Raw genomic sequence first — 24,786 nt, 5'->3', positions numbered from 1 at the left:
CCACCTCCTATTTCAGATTCTCAGCCTGATATTTGGCTGCTTCACGGATTCCTTCGATAACCGGCTTACTGGAAACCGTTGCTCCGGTAATCGTATCATCCAGAATCTCTTCACCGGTTGCATCCTTTCCCTTTAAAGATTCACGGAACGGCTTCTCCGTTACCTTGGAACCAAGTCCCTGTGTATCTCCATTGGAAATTGCAACATAGTCATATACGCTTCCATCTTTGTTCAGGGCTACCAGGAAGCTGGTACCGTCCTTATATCCGGTTACCTTCATTTTGAAGATATAGCCCTTTCCTTCCACCTCGAATATTTTCTCGATGGTTTTGGAAGCATTGTCTTTTACCTTTACAAAGGCATCATCACTCACATCCGGATAAATTTCCTTCAGTGTCTCCTTTTCCGCAGCCAGCTCATTGGCAGCGATGACAGGAGCCGTCATATTATTGGCAAACGCCAGCGCTCCTCCGGCCAGGGCAGCAATCAGAGCTAAGAAAACAGTCAGATGTAATATCTTTTTCATATTCTTACCTCCTAATATCCCAGAGCCTTACGCACTTCTGCAACGGCACGCACCGTTGATTTGGAAGAGAACGTAGCTTCTGTTACCGCATCATTTTTTTCTACCTCTACCTCTTGCTTCAAATCCTGTCCGATAAACTGATCCAGGAATGCAGGGTTGTCGATCTTATCTCCCTGATGCGGTGTATCGTTGATTTCCGTCGGTACAACCGTGACGATCTTATCATCCTTCACGGTGATATCAAACTTGTTATAGATGTTGGGATCCTCTGTGGATGCATAGCCCTGTGATTCCACATGATAGGTCACAGAGCCATCGCTGTTTTCGGTTTTCCCGCTCAGCTTGGCTTCAAATTTATTAACATCCTTGTCCGCTGTATTCAGCATAACAGCAGGTGCAGGCTCCTTTGCTTCAATAACGCTTCCGGCAAGCAGTACGCTTCCCATACCGACAACTGCTACAACGCTGAAAATGATTGTCGCTTTCTTGCGCAGAGCCAGCTGTTTTCCCTCCAGCCCTTTTTCAATCATCGGCGTCAGCATGTTCATCATCAGAATGGAATACAGACAGCCCTCCGGCAGATTTGCTTTTACACGAATCAGCACGGTGATGATTGCAGCACCGAGCGCAAAGATGCAGCGCCCCTGTGCACTCGTTGGAGAGGTCACCGGATCGGTTAACATAAACACCGCACCGAAGACGACACCACCTGTTAGTACATGGACGAGTGGATACCAGAGAAAGCCCGGTATGCCCTCATAGCTGCCAACACCGCGCAGCAAAGCGATCCCGGCTGCCAGAACGAAGATGCTTCCCAGATACACAGCAGGAACTCTCCAGTCAATGACACGGCGAATGGATAATACGACACCGACCAGTAAGATAATGATCGCACTCGTTTCACCGATTGCACCCGGATACCAGCCGGTCAACAGCTTTCCGATACCGCCGATTTCACTCATCATGTCCTTAATCATTTCCGGATTCGTCACCAGCCAGTTAAAATCGGAAGCGATGATGGTTGTCGGTGTAGCCGAGGTGATAACATCCGTCGTTGCCCCCATGAAGGTCGCAAAAACGATGGCCCTTCCCACAGCCGCAGGATTGAAGATATTGTTTCCAAACCCGCCAAACAACAGCTTTGCAAAGAAAATAGCGAAGAAGGTGGAAACCCCCAGCGCATAGGGACGGATACTGATTGGACACATCAGCGTTAAGATGATCGCTGTGATCCAGCCAAAGGAACCTCCCATAAACTTCTTAATATACGGCAGATCAAATTTCTGATCCTTCTTCATAAAGAACGCCCAGGCCAGCTCTGTTACAAATGCAGTGATCAAAGATACGGCAAGCAGCTTGATTGCCTGCAGCATATGATCAAATGTATATGCCTTATTATAATAAATAAGTGAAAACGCAAACACCACGAGTAACCCAATCATCAGCTCCAGCATAATCTGCTGTGTGCTCTGCTTCTGACGTAAGTTCGGTGATGCATGGAATGTAAATTTCATAAAATACCCTCCCTTACTTCTTAGCCAGCATCAGCTGACGCTTTGCACGGCGAACATTCTCCGTCACATCCAGACGGGACGGACAGATGTATGTACAAAGACCGCACTCGATACAATCCATGGCACATAGCTTTTCCATGGCTTTCTTATCATTTGTTTTTACTGCCTGTGCGATGCGTACCGGCTGTAGTCCTGCCGGACAGTGATCGGAGCATTTCCCGCAGCGCAGACAGGCAATACTGTCAAACGGCTTGTTTTCCAGAATGGTCAATGCATTCATATTGCGGTCGATAACGAATTTGTCATTGACAATCGTTTTCCCCATCATCGGACCTCCGGCAATCAGCCTTACATCCTCACACGTATAGCCGCCGCACGCCGCAACGACCTCCGCTACCGGCACACCGACAGGAACCTGTACATTGACAGGCTTCTTTACCGCATTTCCGGATACGGTCAGCGTCTTGGAAACAATTGGCGTTCCTGTCAACAGCGCCTCACCGAATGCAATCGCCGTTGTCGCATTATTGACAATGGCACCAACCTCACCTGGCAGCTTTTCATATTCCGCATGCATGATTTCACGCACTAACACACGCTCCCAGCCCATCGGATACACATCAGGCACAGCGACTACGCTGAAGCCCTCCATGCCCTTGATTGCTTCTTCCACAAACTGAATCAGATCCGGGTGCGTCTTCTTGATCGCGATTACCGCCTCTGGTGCCATCGCCATTTTCTTCATGGCAGCCACACCGGTGACAAATTCTTCCTTGTGCGCCTGAATCATCTTGTAGTCCGCAGTGATGAACGGTTCACATTCCACCGCATTGATGATCAGCTTTTTTACATCCTTTGCGAATTTGTACTTGATGTATGCAGGAAATCCTGCACCACCCAGACCGATGATTCCCGCATTCATCATGAAATCGATCAGCGCTGTACGATCAGCACTCTTATAATCAAGCGGCTCAAACGAACGCACACGCTCATACAATCCATCGTTTTCAATGACGAGATGCTCCACCGGCTTCAGGGAAGAATGCATAAGCTTCTGCGTACCTGTTACAGTACCGGAAACACTTGCAAAAATAGGAACAACATTACGTTCATTGCACTGAGCAACTTTTGTACCAATGGAAACATGATCACCTTCCTTGACCAGTATTTCCAGATTCACAGAAGGCCCGCAGATCAAAGGGATAAATACCTTGCTGCCGGCTTTCACTTCCATGATGTCTACATGGTCGCTAAGTTCCTTATGGCCCGGAATGTGCTGACGCATGGGTCCTTTAAACAATGACATCACAGTCACCTTACCTTTCTCTTACTTCTTCCATACCATATGTGAATGTGTTAACACATTTTACATACCGGTTTTATTATAGCATTTTCATACCATGATAAAAAGCGGAAATTTAACATTTTCTTAAGGATTTCCCTGCCTGTTTCCCTCCTGTTTCCCTTCGTTTCCATACATTTGGATAGTTTTGTAAAAATGATAAATTGTTACAGAAAACGAATGCTTCATCCATGTATCAAATGATAAAGTTTTCTTATGCATCCCGGTTTAAAATCATAAAAATAATGGTATAATGTCAAACGGTGATAAACATGAAAAAAATACTGAGTCTGCTACTGGGTGTCCTGCTGCTTACCGGCTGCAGTGAGAAAGCACTCCATAAATATTCCATGACGGCAACCGATATCGGCTTTGATACCGTGGTGAGCTTTACTGCCTATACGGAAAATGAGACTGCCTTTAACAACTACAGCGATGAACTGAAAAAGCAGTTCCGCTATTATGACCGGCTGTTTGATAAATACAACAGCTATGACGGCGTGAACAACATCAAAACAATCAACGACAATGCCGGAAAGCAGCCAGTCAAAGTGGAGCCTGTCATCATTGATCTATTGAAGCTGTCAAAAACCTACGATACGATCAGCGATCATCAGTTTGATATCACGATGGGCAGTGTTTTAAACATATGGCACGACTACCGGGAAGCCGGTACCCTGGCAAATCAGAAGAATCAGGAAAGCAGCATTCCGACCACGAAGGAATTGCAGGCAGCTGCAAAGCACAGCGGATGGAAGCATGTGCAGATTGACGAAAAAAACAGCACGGTATATATCGATGATCCCGATGTATCACTGGATGTCGGCGGTGTTGCCAAGGGATATGCCGTGGAACTGATTGCCGATCAGCTGCAAAAGGACGGTCTGCAGCATGCCATTATCAACGGCGGCGGCAATATCCGTCTGGTTGGCGATAAACCGGATAACGAAGCCTGGTCCGTCGGCATCCAGATTCCCAATCTGAAAGCACAGTCCACCGATTCTTTGATCTCTGTAAAATCCAAGGGCGACACATCCTTTGTGACCAGCGGTGATTATCAGCGCTATTATACATATAAGGGTAAGATCATGCATCATATCATTGACCCTGATACCTTGATGCCTGCTCGGCACAGCCGTTCCGTTACGGTAATCACAGACAACAGCGGCATAGCGGACATCCTTTCCACAACGCTGTATACGATGAGCCATGAGGAAGGCGTAAAGCTGATCAACCGCCTGCAGAAGGAAGAAAACATTCAGGTTAATGCCATCTGGGTATACGATGATATCCAGAAACCGGAGGATGGTACGGATGCCATCAGTGTTAAGGGGTATCAAATTGTCTTTAGTGATGGTTTAAAGGATAAAATCAAGGAGAGCTGATGGACTGTTACCTGTAGGATTGGTAAAAGTCAAAAAAATCACCATGTTCCAGTGATTTGAACTGCATAGAGAAATCCGTCTTGTTTATACAATTCTGATTTTCGGCATTGAATTACTCTTTATGATTAGAGTCTGTTGATTTTATTGATTTCGAAGCATCCATGAAATGCATAAAAAGCAGAGGCTTTTATAAACAAAAGGTATAAACATTTTATAATATTATTGTTTCTTATGATATATGGTATATAGATGTTCATGCTGGTGAACAGTAGCTGTACACCAGCATGAACATTGTAGATCAGCTTAGGTGAAATTTGCTATTGATTTCTATCATAATGTTAATTTACTAAAAAAACTCACGATAGAGCCGTGAGTTTTTTTGTAAATTCTTTGATTATTCAATTCCCTATATGCTATACATTCATAAAGTTCAATAAATCCATTCGGATGTTGTAAAAGCATAAACCGATTTTGATTCTTTCCGATATACATTTTTGTATTTTTCTTAATGTGAACCCCTGTATAGTTTCTGCTAGCATATACAGCAATCTCTTCTTTAATCTTACCAACATACTGAAATGAATCTGGAATCGCTTCAAAGATATCTGGTTCAGTTACTGCTGCTGGTAAATAACGCATACCATTATAAATAAAATGTGGTGGATACGAGGCATCCTCAGTATTATTGCTGTCAAATTCATTCATTTCTTCACCAAGTTCCATCTTGTCTATATAGATAAAATGTAGTATCTTATTATCATGTTTAACGAATAATGAGTTGTCATTTTTTATTACCTTGTCCCCTATATATTTCTTAGCTGATTTTGTTACATTTAAGTTACTTATTGGAAATTCTTCTCGTGATACACTTTCTTTTATTACACCCAATTCTTGTCCATTTATTTATTCTGGAGTGTCTACATCACTTTTCCAATAAATCTTGTCTTGATAGAAAATGCCTTCAGGTAACACAAATGGCAAAGTTGAATCCGAATAAACAACCGGAGGTGATTTCTGAGGTGTAGAACACCCAGTTAATGTAATCATTAAAGCGAAAGTCAATACATATTTTAATTTCGTTTTAAAAATAAATGCTATTTCTTTCACCTCCACTGAATTATGAGTATCAAATATATCTTATCAAATATATTATTATATTTAATATACGTATTTGTCAATGCAAAACGATGAATATTGTATGCGTTTACATAAAAGACCACATGAATATAGTGCTTTTAGTGATTTTTCACATGTGGCCTGTAATTCAAAGGATGATTCTGTATAATATATCCTTTATTATGCCTCATTTTTCAAAGAGCTGTGAATAGAAACTCTTTTTGTCATGCGTTTTTTTAGAATATACTTCATACTACAGGGTAAGATAAAATAAAAATCGCATCCGATTTGTTTTCATCCGCTTAACTTAATGGCATTGAAGGCTTTGTAGTCTATCATAATATGCAAAAGAATCTGCCGCATCTTCAGAACAGATTCTTTTTCTACTCTAGAATATCTTGTTTCCTCACTCCTGCATATACGTGTGATAGTAATTCAGAGCCTCGATACGATTCGTAACGCCAAGCTTGCTGTAGATGTTGAGAACATGCGTTTTCACCGTTGCCAGGGATATATACAGATGCTCGCCGATTACCCTGTTGCTGTTTCCCTGCGCCAGTTCCCGCAGCACCTCCAGCTCCCGTTCGCTCAAAACGGCATCCTGTAAAGGAATTTCCAGACTCTTCCAAAAGGTGCATTCCCGCGGACTTGCCTTTTGCAGACAGTCTTTGATAAAGGCAGCATTCCCGCGCCAGTACTTTTTCATATACAGAAACGGCAGTCGTATTTCCTGCTCCGCCGCGTAGGTCAACGCTTCGATAAACAGATTTTTGATACTCTGTTCCTCCTGTGTCAATCTGCACAGCTTGATAATACATGCCTCTATCAGGGAATATCTGCATTGTGTCCTTCGCGCCTCCTGCAATACGGCATCAATGAGCGTCATTGCCTGCAATGAATCCCCCTGATCGCACTGAATCATCGCATACAGCAGCTGTGCATCAAAATCGTCCGGCTTCTGCACACGGCAGGCACGATGAAACTCATGAATCAGCGGATGCTCCGGCTTCCATACATATACGATTTTTAACAGTGAGGACATCAAAAGCACATTATCATACAGCCGATCACCGCGTAATGTTTCCAGCAGCTGCAGTCCGCGCTCATCACGCATCGCACAATACAGCTGTGCTCTGGTAAAGCTGCCGGCACGCTGTATGCTGAACAGCGCACGTGTATTTGTTTCATCACATAAATCCAGCGCCTGCTCACTTTCCTGCGTTTTCAGCTGTTTCATATAGATTCCGGCAATTCCTACATAATAAGACGGCTTTTGAAAGGAAAGCTTCTGCAGCAGCACCTTCAGGCGGTCATAGGCCGATAAAGCCTGTTGAAATTCTCCCAGCGCTTCATGAATCTGAGATCGTATCAGATACAGCATGCTTCCGGTATACATATTTTGTGTTGCTGTATAAATATCCTCAATGAGGGACAGATAACGGCGGCACTGTCTGGTATCATGCAGCATAGCCAGAAGAAACGCATCCTTCAGCAGCAGAAAGCTTTTCGTAACATCCGATAAGGGAAGCTTCATAAGCTCATCCAGCGGCATGATGGTCATCGTTTCATTCATATAATCGCCGTTCATGATTGGCATCGTACACTGAAACGCCAGAAAGGTAGGATCCTCATTCATCGCTTCACAGATGATCGGATACATGCGCCGGCAGGCGACCTCTTCAAAATTCGCATAATAATAGAAGAAGTATTGATACGCAAAATCAGCCCGGCTGCAGATTACATCCAGCGGTATTCTGGACAGATAATAGAGAACCCGGTGGTCCTGTGGTGTTTGGGACAACATCTCCATAGCATGCACATAATCCTCACAGGCCAGATAATGACGAACGCATTCCTGATAATTTCCGACTTCCCGATATGCCTCCGCTGCTCGTATATGCAGTGCCTTTTTCTTTTCCGGCGAACGAATCAGCAGCTGCTGCAGATATTCCTTCAATATATCATGAAAGCAGTAATGCTGAGTTTCCTCATCCAGGATGATCAGGATGAAGTGCTTTTCCATGATGCTTTTCAGACAGGCGTCCGTATCCATATCCTGCAGATAAACCTGTAGAAAGGCAGCATCGAAGGAATCCAAAATGCTGAGTGCATACAGAAACGCCTGCTCCTGAGCACACAGCGGTTCAAAGATTTCTTTTGTAATATAGGCATGCAGCAGATGATCGTCCTTCATGCAGGACACATCCTGCAGCTTCTTTACACCTGCCATGGATTGCAGCTGCAGACCGCCAATCCAGCCATGCGCTTTTCTGCACATGCTGCGCAATACGGCATCCTCTTCCTTCAGCTGCAGGGTCACTTTGAGAAAGTGCAGTTCCTCTTCCTCTTCAAACAGCAGATCGTCCTGTCGAAGAAACACAAGAGCATCCTCCATAGCGAGATCTGATAAGTAGATATCCGGCAGCCTTCGTCCACACAGAATCACACGCAGAGAATCCTGCAAATGATGCAGAAACCAGGATAACAAATTTAGTAAAGCTTTATCCTTCAGCACATGCACATTGTCAAACACCAGTATAAAATCACCTGTACAGGATAGTTCCACAAGCTCACGCAGCCAGACATCCGGTTTGTTTGCGAGCAGCGCCCTGCCCATATGCTGATAAGCTTCCCCGCTTATCGCAGGGGCAAGTGCTTCCAGCAAATAGCTTTCAAACAGCTCCGTATGGTTGCATTCCTCATCCAGGCTCAACCACAGCACCGCATGCTCACGCTGAGAAAAATAGGTTGTCAGCAGCGTGGTTTTTCCACTTCCCGCAGTTGCATACAAGCCGATAACGCGGTGTGCAAGTCCTGCATCCAGCCACTGAAACAGACGTTCGCGCAGCAGAGCGTTCGCCCTTGGCTTCGGCATGCACAGATTACGAGACAGCAGTTGTTTTTTCATCATGGTCATCACCTGCCTTTCTTTATGATACACCAGTGTTCGCTACCTTTGCAATCAGTTCCCTGCTCTTTTATGAACATGCTGTACAAAAAGCGCTGCCCCAAACAGAATGACTGCCCACAGCAGAACAAACACAAGATGCTCCACAGCCTGCGATGTCAGCCCTGCTTCCAGCGACTCGCTCAGCTGCAGAACGGCCTTGGTCGGCAGCATAGATGCAATCGTATCCAGAATACCTCCTTCATTTGCCACCTCATAAAATCCGCCGGAGATAATGGATGCCAGCACAGCAAGTGCGCTTCCCAGCATATTTGCCGTATCCTTCTGCGCAAACAGCGTATTCAGAAACAGGGCGAAGGCCGTCGCAAACAGGGATAAGACAAACAGCAGTCCGGCATAGACCGCAAGTGAGAAGCCGATGTCAATCCCCACTATGCAGTACACGGCAAGCGTGAGCAGCGCAGGCAGGGTCACAGAGAGCATGGTAAACAGGATCATTCCGCCCAGATAGCTGGAAAAGGTTATCGGAGAGAGCAGAATACGCTCCATACGCCGCAGCTCCTTGTCCTCGCCATACTGCATCATATAGACCAGTGACTGCATAATAGCAAACATCATAACAAAGCCAATGACACAGGTTCCTACACCACGCTGCTTTTTATGCTGTGAGGAGCCGATTTGTCCCTGTAATGCGTTGTTCAAATCCTGCTTGAATGCATCTGATTTCACAGAGGTAACCGACAGGCTGCCATCCTTGTGCACCTGTACAAATGCATCGTATTCCTGTGCCACAAGACGTGATTTTGCAACCGCCTCCTTTACATAGGTGACACGCAGCGTATCACTGCTTTTCCATATATGCTGTTCACTTTGTACAGCGATAGAACCAAGACTGGTGTTCAGGGAGGAAACATACAGCGCCACAAAGATAGCGGCAATGCTTAGCACCAGATATACCACAGCACTTCCCTTTTCACGTTTCAAACGGACAAACGCCTGTTTCATAATCGTTATCATACGATACAGTCCTCCTCTTTGAACAGTCTTTTGCATACTAGCAGCAAAACAGCACTCAATCCTGTAAGCAATGCAATCGTCCACAGACCCGATGTGATGACATCATCGTATAGCGCCTGAAACGATGCCGTGATCACCCATTTCATAAAGGACAGTCTGCTCAGTATGGACGCAAATGAGCCAAAGCGGTCCAGTGAAAAGAAAACGCCACCCAGCACGCCGCATATCGGCAGTATGATGGTGATTACCTGATTGGCCAGATGCTCGCTGTGAAACAGCAGACACATCAGGACACCGAATATGCACGAGAACAGCTCCAGTGCCAGCAGCATACCGATCAGCACTGCCGTATGCTTCACCTGTAAGGAGAACACCAGTACACAGACAAACGCTGTCAACAGATGCAGCAGACTGGAAAACAGCCAGGATGCAGCTATTTTACTGCGGTACAGCAGATGCGGATGCAGCGGTGCATACAGAATCCGCATATTCCCGGCACGCAGCTTCTCCTCCATAAAACTGTTGGCGGCAATCGTTGCGGAATTTGCGGCACAGTATACCAGAAAGGTCACAAAATAATAGGCGTAAGAGGACACCTCTTCTCCGAACAAATCCCGGCTCAGATACCCCATTACAACGACGAGCAGAAAGGGAAACAGCGTGCTGTAGAACACCCACATCGGATTGATCAGCAGATTATGCAAATCCTGCTTCAATAATATCAAACGTTCCATATCCAACCCTCCTAGTCTCTCAGACGGCGTCCGGTCAGCTCCAGGAATACCGTCTCCAGATTGATGCTTTCACAATACAGATTACGGATGACCAGCTTACTGCGCATGGCAGTTCGTATGATTTCATCCAGATTCTCCACATTCTTCAGCGTGGAAATACATAGCTGCGATTCCTTTTGTACGACCTCCTGCACACCCTCAATGGCATAGAAGGCATCCAGGCAGTCTGGCGGCAGCTCCTCCACCTCCATAATATAGGAACGCTTTGCCTCCAGGCGTTCCTTCAACTCCTCCTTCGTTCCCTGTGCGAGCAGCTTCCCGTGATCCATGATGATGATCCGTGTAGATATTTCCTCCACCTCCTCCATGTAATGTGTCGTATACAGAATTGTCATTCCTTCATCACGCAGCCGCTTGATAGAAGACAGGATGTGATTGCGGGACTGCGGGTCGATTCCCACGGTCGGCTCATCCATGATGACCAGCTTGGGATGATGTGCAATCGCACAGGCGATATTCAGTCTGCGCTTCATCCCCCCGGAGAAATGCTTCACTATCTCATTGCCACGATCCTTCAGACCGGCAAACTCCAGCGCCTCCTCCACGCGTTGCTTCAACAGCTCTTTACGCAAGCCGTACAGGGAGGCAAAAAACCGTACGTTTTCCCTTGCACTCAAATCCTCATATAATGAAATATCCTGCGGTACAAAGCCGATTTCGCGAAGAAACTTCGTCCTTGCGGTCTTTAGACTCTGGCCTTCGTAAAACAGCGTATCCCTCTCATAGGGATATATCCCCCCGATCATGTGAATCGTGGTACTCTTACCGGCACCATTCGGTCCCAGAAGACACAGTATCTCTCCCTTTTGTACATCAAACGATAAATCATCCACAGCTGTGCGCCCCTGAAAGCTTTTGTGCAGATGTCGTATATTCAATAGCTCTTTCATAAGTTCCTCCTGATCCATCCTTGGACAACCGTATTGTATAAGAAGGCGCAAAAAAAGGAATCAACCGTTGGGATGATTCCTGGTATGATTATTTTACTTCCCGTGTCCAGCCATAGGTATCCGCTACATCGCCCCATTGGATACCGGTTAAGGTATCGTACAGCTTCTGAGTCAGATCACCGGTCTTAAAGTCATTGATCACCGTGATTTCCCCCTTGAAATTCAGTTCTCCAACCGGAGAAATAACAGCCGCTGTTCCCGTACCGAAGGCTTCCTCCAGACGGCCTTCCTTTCCTGCCTGCATCAGTTCATCAATAGCGAGATGGCGTTCCTCCACCTCATAGCCCCAAGAGGTTAACAGCTGCAGAATAGAATCTCTGGTAACACCCGGCAATACCGTTCCATCACAGGGTGCCGTAACGATTTTATTATCAATTTTGAACATAACGTTCATCGTTCCGACTTCCTCTACATACTTTCGCTCTACACCATCCAGCCAGAGCACCTGGGTATAGCCCAGCTTTTCAGCCTTGACCTGTGCAGCGATGCTGGCCGCATAGTTTCCGCCGCATTTCGTGAACCCGGTGCCCCCCTTTGTAGCACGTACATATTCATCCTCTACATAGATTTTCACAGGATTCACCCCTTCCGGATAATATGCTCCGACCGGGGAAAGCAGAATCATGAATTTATAGGCATTGCTGGGATGTACGCCTACCGCTGCTTCCGTCGCAAACATAAACGGGCGAATATATAAGGAAGTACCCTCTGCGGTTGGAATCCAGTCCTGTTCATATTTTACAACGGCAGATACCGCCTCCACAAACATCTCCTCATCCATTTCCGGCATACAGAGACGGCGATTGGAATTGGCAAATCGACGGGCATTCATCTCCGGGCGAAACAGCAGCACCCGGCCATCCTTTGTCTTATAGGCCTTCAGTCCCTCAAAGGTTTCCTGTGCATAATGCAGAACCAGACTTGCAGGATCCATGCAGATCGGCGCATACGGCTCAATTTTGGCATTGCACCAGCCCTTCTCTGCTGTCCAGTCCATCGTAAACATATGGTCGGTAAAGATTTTACCAAAGCCCAGATCACTGTTCCAGTCCGGTTTTTCTTTTCTCTGTGCTGCTTCTATAATTTCGATATTCATAACATATCCTCCCTAATCATAACTTCTATGTTTCATAGGTTACACCCTTTTTGCAATTTCGTCAACCTCATTCTTTCATATTTTTACATTCTCTCTCATTTTTATTTCACAATGCTCCGGTTTTCTTCACAGCACTGCCGTATACTGCTTTATCGTTCAATTATGCAAGCGCAATGTAATGGTATTAGTAGAATATGTAACAGTTGTAAATTTATATATAATATTTCATTTTCTTTCAATAAGGTGTTGACAAGCGATATGGCACGGTGTAACATAGAAAACAGCCAATATACTTTGACAAGCAAAGAACAGGATAACACGGATGTATCCCTGTACAAAGAGCCTGTGCTGCTGAGCAATGGGATGGGTATGTCCGCTTCCCCCTGACGAGGGCCTGCAAGCTGCGAACTCAACGCACGCCATTGTGCCGATAAGGGAATCGATCTTACCATGATATAGAGATTGCATCTATAAGGGATGCAGCGTATATCTGCCGATGAGATAAGCTTCGCTCTTGGGAAAGTGTTCGAACAGGCACGCTATGTGGTATCGCGCAAACAAACGTTTTCGTCTTAGATCAGGGAAATTATAAGAGGAAAGCGTTTTTTTCTATATTGGCAAGGGAAAGAAGGAAATTTTGTATGAATGGATTATTAGTGTTAGGTATAGCAATCGTCGTTCTGGCTGCCGCATACCTTCTCTATGGACGCTACTTGGCAGCCTCATGGGGAATCGACCCAAAGGCAAAGACTCCGGCATGCGCCAGAGAGGACGGGGTAGATTTTGTCCCGAGTAACAAATGGGAAGTATTTGCGCACCAGTTTTCCTCCATCGCAGGAGCCGGCCCGGTCACAGGGCCTGTCATGGCCATGATGTTTGGCTGGCTGCCGGCATTCCTGTGGATACTGATTGGAGGAATCTTCTTCGGTGCCGTACAGGATTTCGGCTCCCTGTACGCATCTGTCAAGTCTCAGGGAAAATCCATGGGACAGATTATTGAAGCTTATATCGGAAAGACAGGCAAGAAGCTCTTCTTTCTATTCTGCTGGCTGTTTACGCTGCTGGTGATTGCCGCCTTTGCGGATATGGTAGCAGGTACCTTTAACGGATTCTCTGCACAGGGAGCCCGGCTGAAGCCGAACGCCTCTGCGGCCTCCATCTCCATGCTGTATATTGCGGTTGCCGTTGCGTTCGGACTGTTTTTGAGAAAAACCGGAATCAGCGGATGGAAGCAGGCTGGAATCGGTATCGCGCTGATCATCGCCATGCTGGCGGCAGGTATTGCCTTTCCGATGTATTTCAGCAAGCAGACATGGATTTATGTTGTTTTCGTGTATATCTTCTTCGCCTGCATTACACCGATGTGGCTGTTGAAGCAGCCAAGGGATTATCTGACCACCTTCTTGTTTGTCGGTATGATTGCCGCAGCCGTGATTGGTGTACTGATTTCCAATCCGACCATTTCCACACCGGCCTTCACCGGCTTCACGTCTGCGAATGGAAGCTATCTCTTCCCTACGCTGTTTATCACGATTGCCTGCGGTGCTGTCAGCGGCTTTCATTCTTTGGTATCCAGTGAGACAAGCAGCAAGCAGATTCGCAATGAGAAGGATATGCTGCAGGTAGGCTACGGCTCTATGCTGCTGGAATCTCTGCTGGCAATTCTTGTGATCGTCATTGTCGGCTCCTTGACCTCCCTCGCGGCAAAGGGGGTATTAAACAGTGAGCTGGCAGGTATGGCAATGGCAGAAACAGCAACACCGTTTACGAAATTCTCAGTCGGTGTCACCGGACTCATCAGCAAGCTCGGACTGCCGCAAGAGGTTGGATTGTGCATCATGACAATGTTTGTCTCCGCACTTGCGCTGACCTCGCTGGATGCTGTCGCAAGAATCGGACGGCTTTCTTTCCAGGAGTTGTTTGAGCCAACACAGGACCACACACCCTCCACTGTACAGCGCTTTTTGTGCAATAAGTATGTGGCGACCATTCTGACACTGGCAGGCGGCTATCTGTTATCTCTGGGCGGCTACAATCATATATGGCCGTTGTTCGGTTCTGCAAACCAGCTGCTTGCGGCAATGGTGCTTATCGCATTGGCCGTATTCCTGAAGGTGACCGGGCGTAAGGGCTGGATGCTGTATGTTCCAATGACCATCATGCTCATCGTGACAATGACCTCATTGGGAATGTCGGTATATGAAAGCTGCATGAAGCTGTTTGTGAAGGGCGGCTTTGTCTTTATGACAGATGGGCTGCAGCTGATTTTCGCTGTTCTTCTGATGGCGCTGGGGCTGATGATCACCTTCTGTTCCGGCAAAAAGCTGTTTGCCCAGGATGAGGATGAGCAGTCCGCAAGCCAGCTGGCAGAGAATCAGGCCTAGTGCCTTGGATGCATTCTGAAACAAAACATTATATTGCGCTGTGCAAAGCATCGTCATCAAATGATAGTGTTCGATGTAAATGAGAGCGTTTTATGTAAATGATAGTGTTCTATGTAAGAAATCTCCGATTTGTTGAAAATCACTTCAGCGAATGGAGATTTTTTTTGAATAAAGAAGCCGTCCTGAGCGGTGAAAATCTGTATGCATATCCGCCTGCAGATGCTACCATAGCCTTGCAAGGACATACCGTATGCCTGTAAGATACAGCCGCATAGTTCGTTGTCATTCTCCTCATACCAATACGGGTCAAGCTTTTTCATTTCCCTGTTTCTTACCAACGCTTTCCTTTGGTCCGTATCTTCTTCGTATGAGTAGCATCCGATGCGCCTGTCAGCACGCCTATATATTTTTATAATGATGCTTACAAAAATACTAACTTTTGTAAAATTATGATATAATCTGTCTGACAATAGAGCTTGACGTGATGACAATGCATGATGAAACAATACGTAAAATTTCGATTCACAAGCACCGTAACAGAGCCTGACTCATCGTACGTAACATCGTTTCCGAAAAAATCCTTGCCCTCGATCCGCAAGCTCCGCAATACAATGAGGACATATTATGACAATAGAAATCAAGCATAACCAGAGCTTCTGGGAACAAGGCCCCCAGAATGCAGAAGAAATACACGCGACACAGCAGCTGCAGACCGGTTTGTATACTATACGGAAAGACACCCATATCGGCATCACATGGGAAGAACACGAGCAGGATACGGTATTCGTCCTGTATCTGCTGGATGGTGAAATGCAGTTTCAGTCCAGCAGGGAAACCTTTATTCTCAAAAAAGACGACAGCGCATTGTTCACCTATGAAGAATCTGCTATCCACGGTATATCCAGAACACCGGCAAAGCTGATGCTGTTCAGTACCAGCGGCTCTTATCAAAGAGTCAATGAAACCAATGCCTGCTTTGAAAAGCTGCGTGAGGTAGAATTGAAGGATGTCTACACGATTGGACATAGCAAACGTGTCAGCAATCTAGCGATGTCCATCGCTCTGCAAATGGATCCTTCCTATGATATTTTGACGCTTGGTGTTGCCGCAACCTTCCATGATCTTGGTAAATACTATACACCGATTGAAATTCTGCAGAAGCCGGGACGTCTGAATGCTGAGGAGTTCTCCATCATCAAGCAGCACCCACAGGCATCCTGGCAGCTGCTGATGGAATCACATGGTGAAAACATAGCGGAGATCGCGCTGCAGCATCATGAATGCATGGATGGCAGCGGTTATCCCCGCGGTCTATTAGGCGATGCGATTTTGATGGATGCACGCATTGTTGCCGTTGCGGATGTATTTGATGCCATAACCAGCCGGCGCTCCTACAACAGTCCTGTAAGCTATGAGCAGGCGCTCTCTGTAATGGAACAGGAACGGCAGCTCTATGATCCGGATGTACTGCATGCGCTCCATGTTTTAGTAGAAGAAAAACGATTATCCATACAATAAATATACAATGATAGAACCGGTACAGCCGGTTCTTTTTTCGCCTTTTATGAATCGTCTATCTTATCAGTAACCGGCAGCCTGATAAAGCTGTGGCTGTTCGATGCATATACAACAGCTGTCAGCTGAAAAAGGCATCTGCCGTCCGCAATTCACGGTATACAGATGCCTGCTTATTTCAATAACTTATGCTTTTTTCTTCATTTCCTCCAGCTGTTTTTCAACGATTGCATACTGGGAACGATATCCCTCCAGCTTTTCACGCTCTGCGTTTACTTTTACCTCAGGAGCCTTATTCACAAAATTCGGATTGCTCAGCATCCCTTCTCCGCGTTTGATTTCCTGCTGTAGACGCTTGATTTCCTTACTGAGCTTTTCAATTTCCTCTTCCACATTGATGATTGCGGCGAGCGGAACATTCAGCGTACCGTTTAGAATTGGGCGAACGGCCATTTCCACAGCACTGTCCTCACTGATCCATGTCGCATGGCACATCTTTTGCAGGATGGCATTGATATAGGATACACTCGGCATGTTGTTTCCGTTTTCATCCCGTATGATGACCTCGATATCCATGCTTGGCTTCAGATTGTAATCCACCTTCAGACTGCGCACTGCCTCGATCATTGTAATCAGCTGACGAATCGCTGTCATTTCCTCTTCGCTCATCATAGCATCCACTGCACATGGCCATGCTTCCAGATTGATGCTTTCTCTGGTATGCGGAATTGCCAGATAAATTTCCTCCGTCACAAACGGCATGAACGGATGCAGCATACGTACGATACCGCTCAGCACCGTTACCAGCGTGGACTGAGCCGCCTTGCGCAGCGTTTCATCATCGCTGGAAAGACCTGCCTTGCTCAGCTCGATATACCAGCTGCAGAAGTCATCCCAGACAAAGCTGTACAATTCATTTCCTACCAGCGCATACTCGTACTTCTCCATATTCGCTGTCACGTTTTCCAGCACCTCATTGAAGCGCTTCAAAATCCATTTGTCAATCATGGAGGCATTGCTCAGATCGATGTCGGAAACCTCCATATCCTTTGGAATCTGCATGAGGACAAAGCGGCTTGCATTCCATATTTTATTGATGAAGTTAGCACTTGCCTCGACCTTTTCATCGATGTAGCGCAAATCCTGTCCCGGTGTGGAATTGGTTGTCAGGAAGAAGCGCAGCGCATCTACACCGTGATCCGCAATCACATCCATCGGGTCGATGCCGTTGCCCAGCGACTTGCTCATCTTACGTCCCTGTGCATCCCGTACCAGACCATGAATCAATACATCCTTAAACGGACGATTGTGCATGCAGTAGCGTGTCTGGAAAGCCATACGGGCAACCCAGAAGAATATGATATCATAGCCGGTCACGAGCACATCATTCGGGAAATAACGGCTCAAATCATCGGTTTCATTCGGCCAGCCCAGCGTGGAGAACGGCCACAGCGCACTGGAGAACCAGGTATCCAGAACATCCTCATCCTGTACCCAGTTTTCCAAATCCTTTGGATCCTCCATCCCTACATAGATTTCACCGGTTTCCTTATGATACCAGGCAGGAATGCGGTGTCCCCACCACAGCTGACGGGAAATGCACCAGTCCTCGATGTTTTCCAGCCACTGATGGAAGGTCTTTTCAAAGCGCTGCGGATAGAAGTTTATTTTCTGATCTGTGATCGTTTGGTTTTTCAGCACCTCTGCAGCAAGCGGCTCCATGCGAACAAACCACTGCTTGGACAGATACGGCTCCACGATAACACCGGTTCTTTCCGAGTGTCCGACCTGGTGCATATGCTGTTCAATGTGATCGACAACACCGTCCTGTTCAAAATCGGCAACCAGTGCCTTGCGGCAGGCAAAACGATCCATTCCTTCATATTTGTGTGCCATTTCATTCATCGTTCCATCCGGATGCATACAGATCGGCATTGCCAGATGGTATTTCTTTGCCAGAGCAAAGTCATTCGGATCATGTGCCGGTGTACATTTCATAACCGCCGTACCAAAGGACATGTCGATATAATCATCCGCCATGATCGGCAGCTCTTCCCCATTGGCAGGATTGATGACATGCATTCCGACGATATCCTTGTAACGCGCATCCTCAGGATGTACAAAGATCGCCTGATCCGCAAACATGGTTTCCGGACGAGTCGTCGCAATTACGAGCTCTTTTCCGGTTTCCACTACCTTGTATTTGAAATAATACATCGCACCTTCAATTTCCTTATGTATAACCTCAATATTGGAAAGCGCTGTTTTGGCCTGCGGGTCCCAGTTGATAATACGTTCTCCCTGATAGATCAGACCATCCTTATATAAGTCCACAAAGACCTTGCGTACAGCGTCACTCAGCCCCTCATCCAGCGTAAAACGCTCTCTGGAATAGTCCAGAGACAGCCCCAGCTTCGCCCACTGCTTGCGAATTGTGGAGGCATATTCCTCCTTCCATTCCCACGCACGGTCAAGAAATTTTTCACGCCCGATATCATAGCGGGAAATTCCTTCGGATTTCAGACGTTCATCCACCTTTGCCTGCGTCGCAATACCGGCATGATCCATTCCCGGCAGCCACAGCATGTCATAGCCCTGCATACGCTTGTAGCGGGAAACAATATCCTGCAGGGTGGTATCCCATGCATGTCCCAGATGCAGCTTTCCGGTTACATTGGGTGGTGGTATTACAATGCAGAAGGGGTCCTTGCTCTTATCTCCTGCTGTGAAATAGCCGTGATCGATCCAGCTTTTGTAGTGATCCATCTCTACGTGGAGATGATCATACTTCGTATCTAATGTTTTTCTCATAACGCACTTCTCCTTCATGTTTTCTGAATGCTTCTGTAGGAAGCTACTTTAAAGGAATATCCTCCTTCAATATACTCATCAATATCATATCGTGATACCTGCCATCCTGTAGCAGGGCAAGCTTGCGAAGAATTCCCTCCTGAACAAAGCCGCAATGCCGTAAGACGGCAGCACTGGCCAAATGCTCCACCGCCACATATGCCTCCAGACGCCGCAAACCGACATGGGCAAAGCCTGTTTTCACCAGGGCAGCAACGGCTTCCCTCATCAGTCCCCGGTTCCAGTAATCCGCATGCAGCAGATAGCCGATTTCCCCGATATCCCCATCAACGGTGTGAATATCGAGATTTCCAATCACCTTGTCGTCCTGCTTATGTACCATGACCCAGGCCTGCGGTACCCCGCGCTTTTCTGCTGTAAGGAAATAGCCGCGGATACTGTTCAGTGTTTCTTCTATATCCGTATGAGGCTGTATGGATAGATACCGCATGACCAGCGGATCGCTGTAATATGCAAACATATCGCAGACATCTTCCTCCTCCATAGGACGAAGCAGCAGTCTTGCTGTTTCCACACAAGGCATATCCAAACGCATACGATCACCTCCCGCATATAAAAAAAGCGTCCCGCAAAGGACGTTTTCACGTGGTACCACCTTATTTTACACAGCTGTGCTGTGCCTTGACCACGTTAACGCCGTGCTTTACGAATACTCCTACTCCTCTTTCAGAATATCTGCTCCAAGACTACCTTCCCACAGCTCCAGCACTTTCTTCCACCAGCCGAAAGCTCTCTCTGCCTGAAAATCTGCGGTACTCCTTCTTTTCTAACGCATTTCCTTTTCTATTATAAACAAAAGACCTGCGGTTTTCAACCTCTTTTTTATTTTGAGACCCCAAAAGATACCGGAAGAAAACGATTTAACACCCTGCACAGATACCATACACCACCCTTGTTTCAACAGCAGACCAGAGCACTTTCCAATTCTTATGGCATATGGAATGCTGACGGTAAAGATATGCATGCTTAGCAGTCACCGCTTCCTACAGCCCTGATACACCATGTGCTGGTTTTAGGCTTTGATGCTGACGGCGGGTATACAGCAGATACCAAGACAAGAGCACAGGGAAGCAGGCCTTCCTGCAATCAAAAGAAGCAGGAGTCCTGCCAAGCGAATTTCAAAGTAATACACAAGTATATAAAAAGACAAAAGCATTGGCGTTGATGCTTTTGTCTTATCAAATGGTTACCTTTGTAAAGCTGCTGTCTATGAGGTCGGCATAATCAGACTGCGGGAAGGATCACCAGTGTACGCTCATTTACTTCCTTATTGTTATTCGCCATGCGCAACGCGTCCTCCTTCACATCATAGCGCTGTGCTATGGTTGCATAGGAGTCATTCCCTCTTGCGACAACCATACGGTAGGATGTATACGTTGTTTCATCGTCTTCAAACAAATCTTCAAATTCCGACATCGCAGTGGTATCCAATTCCTGTGATGCCGCTTCCTCCTCAGCCGTTTCCTCAGTATCCTGCACGCCTGCAGCAGACAGCTGTTCTAATGCATGCAGGGTGTTGTCCTGCGGCATTGTATAGGCAGATGTGCTCTGTGCGCTCTGCGGTTCTGGTGCGGTATATTCCGGCTGTACCGCTTCCTGTGCCGCAAGCCTCTGTTGGGCAGGTGCGCTTTGCTCCTGCAAGCCATGAATGCCCATTAAAATCGTCAGGTTCAATCCACCATTGGCAGGAACACTCTGATATTCCTGAATATCGAGATAAAAGCGCTCCTGTGACAGCTTGTGATTGGGCGCAAGTACATCCATATCCAATACTTCCTCATACTCCTGCAGTTCTCCCTCATCATTCACGTAGCTTCCCTGTACACGAAGGGGACCTACCGCACGAATACCCTCAGCTTCCTTCTGGTATTCCAGTGATTCCCGTACCTGCAGGGAACGCGGCTCCTTGACCTGATCTGCGAACTGCAGCTCTTTTTCTATTTTCATTGTTTTCATAGCGTAGCCTCCTATCATTATGTATGCCGCAGAAACTCAAAGTATGCATGTACTCGCAGATTCCCTGCAGGGATGGCCGCTGTCCTTAATTTCTTGGTCTTTCTCTGTCCACAAGTGACAAAATATGATAGAATGGATTGGAAAGAAATGAGGATGTTAACATGATTACCATTGAAAGAACAAGTGTAATGAATTTTGAAAATGCCATTCGTGGTGCCCGTAATCCGATGAACAGCTGGAATCGTATGGATAGCTTTTATGATGAGCAGGGGAATTTCATTATGGGTCCAAACGATCTGAATCTGGCACAGCGCCTGGCACGTGCAGGCAGCGATCACCGCAAATTCATCCGTCAGATATTTGTTTCTGTCGATTTTACTGCTCCACTGTACTGGTGGAAGGAATACGATACATACAAGGTGGCAACCGTGGCCAATTCCACCTCCACCATGCACAAGATTGCCAGTAAGCCCTTTACGCTGGATGATTTCTCCCATGAGCGTATGAATGCACAGGCACAGGAGGCGCTGTCACATACCGTTTCCGTTCTGGAAGCACTGCGTAAAGAGTATTTGGAAACAAAGGATAAGGAAACCTGGTACAGCATGATTCAGCTGTTGCCAAGCAGCTACCATCAGATGCGCACCTGTACGCTGAATTATGAAACGCTGATGAACATTTATTATGCAAGAAGAAACCACAAGCTGGATGAATGGCATACCGTATGTGACTGGATTGCATCACTGCCCTATGCCAAAGAGCTGATTCTTGCGGTAGAAGAAAAATAACATGAAAAGACAGAATGCGAGCCGTCTTCAGCAGACCGCTTCAGCTTCTGTCTTTTTTCTGTTTCTGATTATAGCGGTAGGACAGAAATGCCGGAAGCCCGACAAAGCCAATGCATAACGCAGCGATCTGTACACCGCTTTGGTGCATCGCATATCCGCACAGCATGAAAAATGCTGTTGGAAAGCTCATATAGCCGCAGATGCGATGTGCATACCGCCATGTATTTTCATTTGTCGTCGTCCATGGCAGACGAAGTCCCAGATGACGATTAAAGGGGAGCTTTGGAGCAGCATTCCCATATACCAGCACCAGAAACAGCACCATGAAAAACTGCAATTTTTCTTTTACAACATCAGGCAGCTGTCCGCATTCATACCATACTGTGATTCCCGCCATCATAAGGATGAAGAACATGGATAGCATAGCCATTTCCCGGACGGTACGGTTCTTTGGATTTGCCTGATCGAGTCCGGTTATCACATCATTGGCGAAATACAGACGAAGAGCACTGAGAATAGAGAACAGCAGAATTCCCCATTCCGTATAGGGAAGCCACAGGGAGGCACACACGCATACCAGAATCCCGCCACAGCAAAGCATCATCCAGCGATCATTTTTCATGCTTCTGCGCCTTTCCATGAAAGGCCATTCCATCAAACACATCCAGAAAGCGGCAGTACATCTGTTCCACGGCAGATGTATTGATCGCATAAATTACATACTGTCCCTGTTTTTCACAAGTGATTAGCTCACTGGTCTTCAATATATCCAAATGTTTGGATATCGCCGGCTTTGACATTGGGAATTGTTCTGCAATCTCCCCGGCGCTTAGATTTTTCTCACTTAGCAGCTGTAGAATCCGCCGCCTTGTCGGATCTGCCATCGCTTTAAACATATCCATATACTCACCTCATAAACAACAGCATAATGCCCAGCTGAATGATTGTCAGCAGAATTGCAATAGCAAGTCCTGCAATGCGGTTATCCCTGCAATCTGTATACAGCAGAATAACAGCCTCCAGTACAGGAATACACCAAATTGCGAATTCCTTATTCATGGTTCGATTTACCTCACCGCTCAAGCTGAACTGCATTGGAAGCTCATTTGGCAGTCGCGGATACAGCAGCAGGGAAACAAGCAGCAAGCAGATCGGAATACCATAGGCTCCGTATTTTTTCAGGAACACCATATAAAACCCTCCTATTGTTTAACTATTTAGTTAAATATATAATAATACTCCTTCCGCTTTCTGTCAATAGCAGGCAAAACAGAATTACAATAAAAAAAAGCCTTTCCGCTTCACAGCAGGAATCCCCATATAATTCACCTATTCACTATAAGACTACACTGCTATATAACAATCGGATATTGTCTTTTCCTTGCATATGCTGATATTCCCCTACCCTTCAGCATAACAAAAGGATGTCCCAAACACAGGCTAACACGATACATCCTGCTTGCTGCAATCAAATCCATACAGCATAGCGCCTGTAAGCATCCCCTGCTTTCAAGTTATACGCTTAATATACAAAGAATGCGATTACGAGTCGAGGAGAAGAAACAAAAATGGTACAAGGCCGCATGGTTACTAACCTTGTACCTACAAATATTTCTAACCCTGTCAGGATACCTATAAGGACTACCTCCGCTTTTTTCTATGATCAATGATCAGCTTAATCAGGGCTGCCAGCATCAGAAAAGAGATTCCCAGCATGACCATGCCCATAAAAAATCCTTCTTCCTTCATAATAGAAATACCGCTCAGAAAGCAGCCCGTAATAAGAAAGCCGAAAAACAACAACAATACCAAAATCAGCGGTATGCGAATCCAGAGAGAAACTTTTTTGTTTCCTACAGTATACAGCGTACCTTCCATTACAATTTCCATGACGATTTCCAGTAGCGTCTCCATAGCAGCTCCTCCTTCTTCTCTATTCATTTCGTCATCTGCAGGGGATCAGGCTTTTCGCTTCATTGTGATTCTCATATCCTCAATCCCATACGTTTTCATGTTCAGCTCATAGAATTCATTCAGATACATCGAAAGTTCTTCCATAGGGACAGCACGCACAATATCCATCCGATCGACGATATCGAACAGTGGAATCCCTTTCTCAGATAGTAGCGCTTGCAGATCGTTGAACAACGAAAATACCGTAGATTCTATCATATAGCTAACCCCATCTGCTTGATAAACGAAGAAATGCAAGGTGATACACTACCAGACTCCATGCAGACTGCCGTAAGGTATTCAGGAAATCGTGACATCAATATGGTCAATGTCACAATAGCGAATACACAGACTGCTTTCACCGTCATATAGCTATAGGAAATGCCTTATCCTTATGCTGCCCTGATCAAAATAGCATTGCAGAATCATCCCGAATCTCCTATGATGTACAGTATATTTTCCATCCACAGAAACATCACAAGGCAGTATGGTAGCTTCGCTATCGTCTGTATACGTAAGCAATCCTCCATGATACATCCCTCCCTGTTATGGTTATCTTTATTACATGCTATTCACTTTTCTACCAGCTTTTATCTAAAATAAGTATATCTTACGTGATTCAAATAGCAAGAGCTTATGTTCTTTTTCTTTAACAAGGTTGAAAAAAGAGC

The 24,786-nt window shown here is 46.1% G+C and carries 21 protein-coding genes and 1 other annotated feature; of the genes, 4 read left to right on the top strand and 17 right to left on the bottom strand.

Annotation, left to right across the window (positions count from 1 at the left end):
- Window positions 1-7: 7 nt before the first annotated feature.
- The 3 genes from NE665_RS08520 to NE665_RS08510 are packed head-to-tail and all read right to left on the bottom strand — an operon-like array spanning window position 8 to window position 3,346.
- Window positions 8-526 carry an FMN-binding protein gene (locus NE665_RS08520; protein WP_117443952.1) on the bottom strand — a complete coding sequence of 173 codons (519 nt, stop codon included), beginning with the start codon at window positions 524-526 and terminating at the stop codon, window positions 8-10.
- A gap of 11 nt (window positions 527-537) precedes the next feature.
- Entirely contained in the window at window positions 538-2,040 is a 1,503-nt protein-coding gene (locus NE665_RS08515; RefSeq protein ID WP_117443953.1) for an RnfABCDGE type electron transport complex subunit D, read from the bottom strand.
- A gap of 13 nt (window positions 2,041-2,053) precedes the next feature.
- Window positions 2,054-3,346 (bottom strand): RnfABCDGE type electron transport complex subunit C, encoded by a 1,293-nt coding sequence (locus tag NE665_RS08510; RefSeq protein ID WP_117443954.1) that lies wholly within the window; start codon window positions 3,344-3,346, stop codon window positions 2,054-2,056.
- A 308-nt stretch (window positions 3,347-3,654) separates the two neighbouring features.
- On the opposite strand from NE665_RS08510, the gene NE665_RS08505 reads away from it, so the two are divergent.
- Complete coding sequence (locus tag NE665_RS08505; protein ID WP_117443955.1) at window positions 3,655-4,767, top strand: FAD:protein FMN transferase; 1,113 nt, start codon at window positions 3,655-3,657, stop codon at window positions 4,765-4,767.
- A 330-nt stretch (window positions 4,768-5,097) separates the two neighbouring features.
- Here the strand turns inward: NE665_RS08505 and NE665_RS08500 are convergent, their stop codons facing one another.
- The 6 genes from NE665_RS08500 to NE665_RS08475 all read right to left on the bottom strand — a co-directional run bounded on the left by NE665_RS08500 (window position 5,098) and on the right by NE665_RS08475 (window position 12,648).
- Window positions 5,098-5,655, bottom strand: a complete 558-nt coding sequence (locus NE665_RS08500; RefSeq protein WP_233104570.1) for a hypothetical protein — start codon at window positions 5,653-5,655, stop codon at window positions 5,098-5,100.
- A 634-nt stretch (window positions 5,656-6,289) separates the two neighbouring features.
- A complete protein-coding gene (locus tag NE665_RS08495) occupies window positions 6,290-8,794 on the bottom strand; it encodes a LuxR C-terminal-related transcriptional regulator (protein ID WP_178760035.1) in 2,505 nt (834 codons plus the stop codon).
- Between the two features lie 51 nt (window positions 8,795-8,845).
- A complete protein-coding gene (locus tag NE665_RS08490) occupies window positions 8,846-9,808 on the bottom strand; it encodes an ABC transporter permease (RefSeq protein WP_233104571.1) in 963 nt (320 codons plus the stop codon).
- Window positions 9,805-10,542 carry an ABC transporter permease gene (locus NE665_RS08485; protein WP_117443957.1) on the bottom strand — a complete coding sequence of 246 codons (738 nt, stop codon included), beginning with the start codon at window positions 10,540-10,542 and terminating at the stop codon, window positions 9,805-9,807. Before NE665_RS08485 ends, NE665_RS08490 begins: the two co-directional genes overlap by 4 nt.
- An 11-nt stretch (window positions 10,543-10,553) precedes the next feature.
- Window positions 10,554-11,492, bottom strand: a complete 939-nt coding sequence (locus NE665_RS08480; protein ID WP_117443958.1) for an ABC transporter ATP-binding protein — start codon at window positions 11,490-11,492, stop codon at window positions 10,554-10,556.
- 88 nt (window positions 11,493-11,580) lie between these two features.
- Window positions 11,581-12,648: a branched-chain amino acid aminotransferase gene (locus NE665_RS08475; protein ID WP_117443959.1), complete on the bottom strand. Its 1,068-nt coding sequence runs from the start codon at window positions 12,646-12,648 to the stop codon at window positions 11,581-11,583.
- 641 nt (window positions 12,649-13,289) lie between these two features.
- Here NE665_RS08475 and NE665_RS08470 point away from each other — a divergent pair.
- Window positions 13,290-15,032: a carbon starvation protein A gene (locus tag NE665_RS08470; RefSeq protein ID WP_117443960.1), complete on the top strand. Its 1,743-nt coding sequence runs from the start codon at window positions 13,290-13,292 to the stop codon at window positions 15,030-15,032.
- 624 nt (window positions 15,033-15,656) lie between these two features.
- Window positions 15,657-16,550, top strand: a complete 894-nt coding sequence (locus tag NE665_RS08465; protein WP_233104572.1) for an HD domain-containing phosphohydrolase — start codon at window positions 15,657-15,659, stop codon at window positions 16,548-16,550.
- A 183-nt stretch (window positions 16,551-16,733) separates the two neighbouring features.
- Here the strand turns inward: NE665_RS08465 and NE665_RS08460 are convergent, their stop codons facing one another.
- From NE665_RS08460 to NE665_RS08450, 3 genes are all read right to left on the bottom strand, one after another.
- Window positions 16,734-19,358 carry a valine--tRNA ligase gene (locus tag NE665_RS08460; RefSeq protein WP_117443962.1) on the bottom strand — a complete coding sequence of 875 codons (2,625 nt, stop codon included), beginning with the start codon at window positions 19,356-19,358 and terminating at the stop codon, window positions 16,734-16,736.
- A 43-nt stretch (window positions 19,359-19,401) separates the two neighbouring features.
- Complete coding sequence (locus tag NE665_RS08455; RefSeq protein WP_117443963.1) at window positions 19,402-19,953, bottom strand: GNAT family N-acetyltransferase; 552 nt, start codon at window positions 19,951-19,953, stop codon at window positions 19,402-19,404.
- Window positions 19,954-19,986: 33 nt separating this feature from the next.
- Window positions 19,987-20,197: a binding site (T-box leader), on the bottom strand.
- Window positions 20,198-20,642: 445 nt separating this feature from the next.
- Complete coding sequence (locus tag NE665_RS08450; protein WP_117443965.1) at window positions 20,643-21,374, bottom strand: LysM peptidoglycan-binding domain-containing protein; 732 nt, start codon at window positions 21,372-21,374, stop codon at window positions 20,643-20,645.
- Between the two features lie 161 nt (window positions 21,375-21,535).
- Here NE665_RS08450 and NE665_RS08445 point away from each other — a divergent pair, with 161 nt between their 5' ends.
- Window positions 21,536-22,162, top strand: a complete 627-nt coding sequence (locus NE665_RS08445; protein WP_117443966.1) for a hypothetical protein — start codon at window positions 21,536-21,538, stop codon at window positions 22,160-22,162.
- Window positions 22,163-22,202: 40 nt separating this feature from the next.
- Here the strand turns inward: NE665_RS08445 and NE665_RS08440 are convergent, their stop codons facing one another.
- From NE665_RS08440 to NE665_RS08420, 5 genes are all read right to left on the bottom strand, one after another.
- A complete protein-coding gene (locus NE665_RS08440; protein WP_117443967.1) occupies window positions 22,203-22,784 on the bottom strand; it encodes an SdpI family protein in 582 nt (193 codons plus the stop codon).
- Window positions 22,774-23,064 carry an autorepressor SdpR family transcription factor gene (locus NE665_RS08435; RefSeq protein ID WP_117443968.1) on the bottom strand — a complete coding sequence of 97 codons (291 nt, stop codon included), beginning with the start codon at window positions 23,062-23,064 and terminating at the stop codon, window positions 22,774-22,776. The genes NE665_RS08440 and NE665_RS08435 overlap by 11 nt, the downstream gene beginning before the upstream one ends.
- Before the next feature lie 4 nt (window positions 23,065-23,068).
- On the bottom strand, window positions 23,069-23,353 hold the full coding sequence (locus NE665_RS08430) for a DUF1648 domain-containing protein (RefSeq protein ID WP_117443969.1): 285 nt from the start codon (window positions 23,351-23,353) through the stop codon (window positions 23,069-23,071).
- 450 nt (window positions 23,354-23,803) lie between these two features.
- Entirely contained in the window at window positions 23,804-24,076 is a 273-nt protein-coding gene (locus NE665_RS08425; protein WP_117443970.1) for a hypothetical protein, read from the bottom strand.
- 45 nt (window positions 24,077-24,121) lie between these two features.
- Window positions 24,122-24,334, bottom strand: coding sequence for a hypothetical protein (locus tag NE665_RS08420; protein WP_117443971.1), 213 nt, complete (start codon window positions 24,332-24,334; stop codon window positions 24,122-24,124).
- Between the last annotated feature and the right edge of the window lie 452 nt (window positions 24,335-24,786).

Source organism: Clostridium sp. DFI.1.208 (assembly GCF_024463855.1).
Lineage (GTDB): Bacteria > Bacillota_I > Bacilli_A > Erysipelotrichales > Erysipelotrichaceae > Clostridium_AQ.
The sequence above is the reverse complement of the archived record's forward strand: the minus strand, read 5'-3'. Positions and strand labels throughout refer to the sequence as shown.

Bases quoted from the DNA above. Each gene is read 5' to 3' on its own strand.
- NE665_RS08520 (WP_117443952.1), bottom strand. From the start codon at position 526: ATGAAAAAGATATTACATCTGACTGTTTTCTTAGCTCTGATTGCTGCC.
- NE665_RS08515 (WP_117443953.1), bottom strand. From the start codon at position 2,040: ATGAAATTTACATTCCATGCATCACCGAACTTACGTCAGAAGCAGAGC.
- NE665_RS08510 (WP_117443954.1), bottom strand. From the start codon at position 3,346: ATGTCATTGTTTAAAGGACCCATGCGTCAGCACATTCCGGGCCATAAG.
- NE665_RS08505 (WP_117443955.1), top strand. From the start codon at position 3,655: ATGAAAAAAATACTGAGTCTGCTACTGGGTGTCCTGCTGCTTACCGGC.
- NE665_RS08495 (WP_178760035.1), bottom strand. From the start codon at position 8,794: ATGATGAAAAAACAACTGCTGTCTCGTAATCTGTGCATGCCGAAGCCA.
- NE665_RS08490 (WP_233104571.1), bottom strand. From the start codon at position 9,808: ATGATAACGATTATGAAACAGGCGTTTGTCCGTTTGAAACGTGAAAAG.
- NE665_RS08485 (WP_117443957.1), bottom strand. From the start codon at position 10,542: ATGGAACGTTTGATATTATTGAAGCAGGATTTGCATAATCTGCTGATC.
- NE665_RS08480 (WP_117443958.1), bottom strand. From the start codon at position 11,492: ATGAAAGAGCTATTGAATATACGACATCTGCACAAAAGCTTTCAGGGG.
- NE665_RS08475 (WP_117443959.1), bottom strand. From the start codon at position 12,648: ATGAATATCGAAATTATAGAAGCAGCACAGAGAAAAGAAAAACCGGAC.
- NE665_RS08470 (WP_117443960.1), top strand. From the start codon at position 13,290: ATGAATGGATTATTAGTGTTAGGTATAGCAATCGTCGTTCTGGCTGCC.
- NE665_RS08465 (WP_233104572.1), top strand. From the start codon at position 15,657: ATGACAATAGAAATCAAGCATAACCAGAGCTTCTGGGAACAAGGCCCC.
- NE665_RS08460 (WP_117443962.1), bottom strand. From the start codon at position 19,358: ATGAGAAAAACATTAGATACGAAGTATGATCATCTCCACGTAGAGATG.
- NE665_RS08455 (WP_117443963.1), bottom strand. From the start codon at position 19,953: ATGCGTTTGGATATGCCTTGTGTGGAAACAGCAAGACTGCTGCTTCGT.
- NE665_RS08450 (WP_117443965.1), bottom strand. From the start codon at position 21,374: ATGAAAACAATGAAAATAGAAAAAGAGCTGCAGTTCGCAGATCAGGTC.
- NE665_RS08445 (WP_117443966.1), top strand. From the start codon at position 21,536: ATGATTACCATTGAAAGAACAAGTGTAATGAATTTTGAAAATGCCATT.
- NE665_RS08440 (WP_117443967.1), bottom strand. From the start codon at position 22,784: ATGAAAAATGATCGCTGGATGATGCTTTGCTGTGGCGGGATTCTGGTA.
- NE665_RS08435 (WP_117443968.1), bottom strand. From the start codon at position 23,064: ATGGATATGTTTAAAGCGATGGCAGATCCGACAAGGCGGCGGATTCTA.
- NE665_RS08430 (WP_117443969.1), bottom strand. From the start codon at position 23,353: ATGGTGTTCCTGAAAAAATACGGAGCCTATGGTATTCCGATCTGCTTG.
- NE665_RS08425 (WP_117443970.1), bottom strand. From the start codon at position 24,076: ATGGAGACGCTACTGGAAATCGTCATGGAAATTGTAATGGAAGGTACG.
- NE665_RS08420 (WP_117443971.1), bottom strand. From the start codon at position 24,334: ATGATAGAATCTACGGTATTTTCGTTGTTCAACGATCTGCAAGCGCTA.